The following is a 5610-nucleotide window of genomic DNA, read 5'->3' as shown; positions in this document are numbered from 1 at the left end:
GGATGCGGGGACAGGATTTGAACCTGTGACCTTCAGGTTATGAGCCTGACGAGCTACCGGGCTGCTCCACCCCGCGGTGGTGAGTGTGTTTTCGGTTGGGTGGCCTGGCGCTGACCGACTCTCCCGCCGCTTGAGCGGCAGTACCATGGGCGCTGGAGTGTTTCACGGCCGAGTTCGGGATGGGATCGGGTGTTTCAACTCCGCGATAGGCACCAGGCCACCGAACCGAAAAGGTTTGGTGGTGAGGGGAATGGTTGGTTTGGGTGAGTGGTAAGGTAGCAGATGGGGTTTGGTGCTGCGTGCGGTGTCCTCTTGCGAGGACTGCACGTGTAGAATGATGAGCCTATCGGGCGATTAGGACCGCTTAGCTGCGTGCATTACTGCACTTCCACAGACGGCCTATCAACGTGATGGTCTATCACGGCCCTCAGGGAGACCTGGTTTTGAGGTGGGTTTCCCGCTTAGATGCTTTCAGCGGTTATCCCGTCCACACTTAGCTACCCAGCGGTGCCACTGGCGTGACAACTGGTGCACCAGAGGTATGTCCATCCCGGTCCTCTCGTACTAGGGACAGATCCTCTCAAGTCTCCAACACCCACAGCAGATAGGGACCGAACTGTCTCACGACGTTCTAAACCCAGCTCACGTACCGCTTTAATCGGCGAACAGCCGAACCCTTGGGACCTGCTCCAGCCCCGGGATGCGATGAGCCGACATCGAGGTGCCAAACCTCCCCGTCGATGTGGACTCTTGGGGGAGATCAGCCTGTTATCCCTAGAGTACCTTTTATCCGTTGAGCGATGGCCCGTCCACGAGGGACCACCGGATCACTAAGGCCGACTTTCGTCTCTGTTCGCGCTGTCACGCTCACAGTCAGGCGGGCTTATGCCTTTGCACTCAACAGCCGATGTCCGACCGGCTTGAGCCCACCATCGCGCGCCTCCGTTACACTTTAGGAGGCGACCGCCCCAGTCAAACTGCCCACCACGCAGGGTCCCGGCCCGGGATAACCAGGCTCGGTTAGACGCCAAAAAGGCACAGGGTGGTATTTCAAGGTTGGCTCCACCTGAGCTAGCGCCCCGGCTTCATAGCCTCCCACCTATCCTACACAGTCCCTTCCTGGCGCCACTGCGAAGTTGCAGTAAAGGTTCATAGGGTCTTTCCGTCTAACTGCGGGTACCCCGCATCTTCACGGGGAATTCAATTTCGCTGAGCCTATGCTGGAGACAGTGGGGAGGTCGTTACGCCATTCGTGCAGGTCGGAACTTACCCGACAAGGAATTTCGCTACCTTAGGACCGTTATAGTTACGGCCGCCGTTTACCGGGGCTTCAATTCGGTGCTTGCACACCTCCTTTTAACCTTCCGGCACCGGGCAGGCGTCAGACCCTATACGTCATCTCTCGATTTCGCAGAGCCCTGTGTTTTTACTAAACAGTCGCCACCCCCTGCTTTGTGCCACCCACACCTGCTTGCGCAAGCATGGGTCTCGCTTATCCCGAAGTTACGCGAGCAATTTGCCTAGTTCCTTCAGCATAGTTCTCTCAAGCGCCTTGGTATGCTCTACCAGTCCACCTGTGTCGGTTTCGGGTACGGTTCGATGTCAGAGCTATTTCCCGGACCTCTCCAGCTGCCACCCCAATCCAATAAGGGATGACAGAACTTCAAGGCCGTCACTTCTGACGAGCTCAGGAATATTCACCTGATTCCCATCGGCTACGGCTGTCGCCCTCGCCTTAGGGGCCGGCTCACCCTGCGCGGATTAGCCTTGCGCAGGAACCCTTGGACTTTCGGCGAGAGGGTTTCTCACCCTCTTTGTCGCTACTCATGTCCGCATTCGCACTTCCCATACCTCCAGCAAACCTCGCGGTTCACCTTCACAGGCCTAGGGAACGCTCCGCTACCACGCGTCATTGCTGACGCATCCACAGCTTCGGCAGATGGCTTGAGCCCCGTTACATTTTCGCCGCAAGACAGCTATTAGACCAGTGAGCTATTACGCTTTCTTTAAAGGATGGCTGCTTCTAAGCCAACCTCCTGGTTGTTTTGGCCGTCTCACATGCTTTCCCACTTAGCCATCATTTGGGGGCCTTAGCTGGTGGTCTGGGCTGTTTCCCTCTCGACAATGGACCTTAGCACCCACTGTCTGTCTGCCCGCCTAAACTCATCGGCATTCGGAGTTCGGTAGGGTTTGGTAGGGCTTTGGGCCCCCCTAGCCCTTCCGGTGCTCTACCTCCGATGGTCATCGACGGACGATCTACCTCAATAGATTTCGCGGAGAACCAGCTATTTCCGAGTTTGATTGGCCTTTCACCCCTAGCCACAGCTCATCCCCGACTTTTTCAACAGGCGTGGGTTCGGCCCTCCAGTGCGTGTTACCGCACCTTCAGCCTGGCCATGGCTAGATCACTCGGTTTCGGGTCTCATGCCGGCAACTGAACGCCCTGTTCAGACTCGCTTTCGCTTCGCCTACGCCTAACGGCTTAAGCTTGCTGCCAACACGAACTCGCGGACCCATTATACAAAAGGTACGCCGTCACTCCTCAAGGGAGCTCCGACTGCTTGTAAGCGTCCGGTTTCAGGTCTCTTTCACTCCCCTCGTCGGGGTGCTTTTCACCTTTCCCTCACGGTACTTGTGCACTATCGGTCGCCAAGGAGTATTTAGGCTTGGAGGGTGGTCCCCCCACGTTCAGACAGGGTTTCACGTGCCCCGCCCTACTCGAGTACCCTCAACCACATCACGCCTACGGGACTATCACCCTCTACGGTCAGCCTTTCCAGACTGCTCGGCTTATTGGTCAAAGGTCACTGGCCTGGTCCCCGTTCGCTCGCCACTACTAGGGGAATCTCTGTTGATGTCTTTTCCTCCAGGTACTGAGATGTTTCAGTTCCCCGGGTTCGCCTCCACACCCTATGAATTCAGGTGCAGATACCCTTGCGGGTGGGTTTCCCCATTCGGAAATCCGCGGATCAACGATTGCTCGCATCTCCCCGCAGCTTATCGCAGCGTGCCACGTCCTTCATCGCCTCTTGGCGCCAAGGCATCCACCGAACGCTCTTATCGCGCTCATCACGAACCACACATGCCCGCACGCAGGACCAAGCCCCACGCACATCTCTGTGCAGCCCAAACTTAAATGCCCAGCTACTACTACCAATCACTTTGTTCACGTCGCATCCCAGCAACCCAGCCGCTCGCGCAGCCAGCCCGCCACGACGCGTCGTGACCAACCATTCCGATTCACCTGTCAAACATCACCGCCCTCCGGCTCGGACCCTTCTGGGGCCCTTCGCCGGATGGCGAAACCTGTCGTGCAGAGGCACGTGCGCGCCCCTCCAGGGAACGGCTCACGCCGCTCGACCCCTCGAGGCAAACTTCGAACACCAACCTCACTCACTTTGGAGACGGTCGGTATCGAACCGACGGCCCCCTGCTTGCAAAGCAGGTGCTCTACCACTGAGCTACGCCCCCGAAACCTCGCGAGTGACCCCGCAAGAACCCCTGGGGCTTTGGTGGGCCAAGGAGGACTTGAACCTCCGACCCCACGCTTATCAAGCGTGTGCTCTAACCAACTGAGCTACTGGCCCAAAGCCCGAGACCCGACCCAAGAGACCCAGAACCAGGACCTCTCCAGCCAGGCCGGAGCCCCCAGGCCAGGACCAACCCAGCCAGCCATAAACCAGATCCCCGAACCAGGATACGCGGTCAGCGCCCGAAAGGCTTGCGCCCTCCCCGGCATCTTCCGCAGTCCTGACCCGGATCAACCGGCATCATCAGTCAAAGCGCGTTCGTAGGGTTCGTTCGCCCTCGCCACGGCCACCCCATCCGGAACAGCCAGGCTCAGGCCGGCAGGCATGAACAAGCATTTAGTCTTGTCGGAGCCCGACAATGCCAGGACAGCGAACCATCCACGATCGTCAGGCATCCTTGAAAGGAGGTGATCCAGCCGCAGGTTCCCCTACGGCTACCTTGTTACGACTTCACCCCAGTCGCTGACCCTACCGTGGTGACCGGCCTCCTTGCGGTTAGCCTAGACACTTAAGGTAAAACCAACTCCCATGGTGTGACGGGCGGTGTGTACAAGGCCCGGGAACGTATTCACCGCGGCGTGCTGATCCGCGATTACTAGCGATTCCACCTTCATGCACCCGAGTTGCAGAGTGCAATCTGAACTGAGACGGCTTTTTGGGATCCGCTCGGCCTCGCGACCTGGCTTCCCATTGTCACCGCCATTGTAGCACGTGTGTAGCCCAGCTCATAAGGGCCATGAGGACTTGACGTCATCCCCACCTTCCTCCGGCTTGTCACCGGCAGTTCCTCTAGAGTGCCCACCCAAACATGCTGGCAACTAGAGGCGAGGGTTGCGCTCGTTGCGGGACTTAACCCAACATCTCACGACACGAGCTGACGACAGCCATGCAGCACCTGTCTTGCCGTTCCCTTGCGGGCACCAACGCATCTCTGCGAAGTCCGACAGATGTCAAGAGCTGGTAAGGTTCTGCGCGTTGCTTCGAATTAAACCACATGCTCCACCGCTTGTGCGGGCCCCCGTCAATTCCTTTGAGTTTCAACCTTGCGGCCGTACTCCCCAGGCGGTGCGCTTATCGCGTTAGCTACGACACTGAGTGACTAAGTCACCCAACATCCAGCGCACATCGTTTACAGCGTGGACTACCAGGGTATCTAATCCTGTTTGCTCCCCACGCTTTCGCGCCTCAGCGTCAGTAATGGACCAGCTCGCCGCCTTCGCCACCGGTGTTCTTCCCAATATCTACGAATTTCACCTCTACACTGGGAATTCCACGAGCCTCTTCCATCCTCTAGCTCACATGTATCAAACGCAGCCCCCAGGTTAAGCCCAGGAATTTCACGCCTGACTATGTGTGCCGCCTACGCGCCCTTTACGCCCAGTCATTCCGAGCAACGCTAGCCCCCTTCGTATTACCGCGGCTGCTGGCACGAAGTTAGCCGGGGCTTCTTCTACGGGTACCGTCATCATCGTCCCCGTCGAAAGGGCTTTACAATCCGAAGACCTTCTTCACCCACGCGGAATTGCTGGATCAGGCTTGCGCCCATTGTCCAATATTCCCCACTGCTGCCTCCCGTAGGAGTCTGGACCGTGTCTCAGTTCCAGTGTGGCTGATCATCCTCTCAGACCAGCTACCGATCGTCGCCTTGGTAAGCCTTTACCCCACCAACAAGCTAATCGGACGCAGGCTGCTCCCAAGACGCCTTGCGGCTTTGAGCCTCAGCTCATATGCGGTATTAGCGCCAGTTTCCCGACGTTATCCCCCATCCCAGGACACATTCCTACGCGTTACTCACCCGTCCGCCACTGACATTGCTGCCCGTGAGACTTGCATGTGTTAAGCATTCCGCCAGCGTTCGCTCTGAGCCAGGATCAAACTCTCAGGTTCATCACCATCAATCAGCTCACGCCAATCTCAGGCCAACCTGCCATCCTTAACCCCACAAACCACACCCAGCACCAACAATGCCCAAATCCACCCAAGCCAAACACACAGCCAACACCAACCCCAGTCGCCCAAGGCAGCGCCAACCACGCATCCATGCCCAAGAAATCCGGCCATCATCAATCACCAAACATGG

At 57.8% G+C, this 5610-nt stretch carries 3 tRNA genes and 3 rRNA genes; all 6 read right to left on the bottom strand.

Features of this window, described 5'->3' with window-relative positions:
* Positions 1-2: 2 nt before the first annotated feature.
* Positions 3-76 (bottom strand) — tRNA-Met (locus tag EJV46_RS07925).
* Positions 77-102: 26 nt separating this feature from the next.
* Positions 103-217, bottom strand: a 5S ribosomal RNA gene (gene rrf / locus EJV46_RS07920).
* Between the two features lie 116 nt (positions 218-333).
* A 23S ribosomal RNA gene (locus tag EJV46_RS07915) occupies positions 334-3072 on the bottom strand.
* Positions 3073-3399: 327 nt separating this feature from the next.
* Positions 3400-3471: transfer RNA gene (locus EJV46_RS07910), tRNA-Ala, on the bottom strand.
* Between the two features lie 39 nt (positions 3472-3510).
* Positions 3511-3587 (bottom strand) — tRNA-Ile (locus EJV46_RS07905).
* Positions 3588-3930: 343 nt separating this feature from the next.
* Positions 3931-5417, bottom strand: a 16S ribosomal RNA gene (locus EJV46_RS07900).
* The 16S, 23S and 5S rRNA genes sit together here with 3 tRNA genes alongside, the layout of an rRNA operon.
* Positions 5418-5610 lie beyond the last annotated feature (193 nt).

It is taken from the genome of Roseococcus sp. SYP-B2431, assembly GCF_004336745.1.
GTDB lineage: Bacteria > Pseudomonadota > Alphaproteobacteria > Acetobacterales > Acetobacteraceae > Roseococcus.
The sequence above is the reverse complement of the archived record's forward strand: the minus strand, read 5'-3'. Positions and strand labels throughout refer to the sequence as shown.